The sequence below is a fragment of the Marseilla massiliensis genome (assembly GCF_016899855.1).
Taxonomy (GTDB): domain Bacteria; phylum Bacteroidota; class Bacteroidia; order Bacteroidales; family Bacteroidaceae; genus Prevotella.
Window position 1 is genome coordinate 1 of the sequence record NZ_JACJJG010000255.1, and the last position, 442, is coordinate 442.

The 442-nt window shown below is 44.3% G+C and carries 1 pseudogene; it reads right to left on the minus strand.

Annotation, left to right across the window (positions count from 1 at the left end):
- Positions 1–185: 185 nt before the first annotated feature.
- Positions 186–442 (minus strand): annotated as a pseudogene (locus H6A34_RS14645) (transposase); the annotation flags it as partial.

Below are 442 nucleotides of genomic sequence, written 5' to 3' on the forward strand. Positions count from 1 at the left end.
GGAGGCCGCCTTTTTTCAAGTTAATAGAGTATCCCCGCGAGGAGTTTTCCTTGCGGGGATACTTTTTTTGCCCATAGAGCTTATTGGGCTGATAAGGCCAGTGAGCCTAATAAGCCTAATGGGCCTAATCAGGTAAGCAGGATAAGCGTTTAGTAGAAATTTAACGTGAGTTCGGTATAATAATCTTATGCAATAAGCCTGCTTTTATCAATGATGTCAATATTGAGTGACGGTTTCTTAGGAAGCAGGTTGTATGCGATAAGCCCTGCAATCAGGTTGGAAGCAAATTCTTCTTGAGTTTGGTCACAAGGTGTATGTCGTCAATGAAGAGACTTTCGAAAAGCTCTTGGCTTATGTATCCCCTGTCGGCAAAAATCTTTCCGAAAAGCCTTTGCGTAAAGCCCTTGTCCTTCAATGGCTCACGGTCGTCCACGTTCCCGGG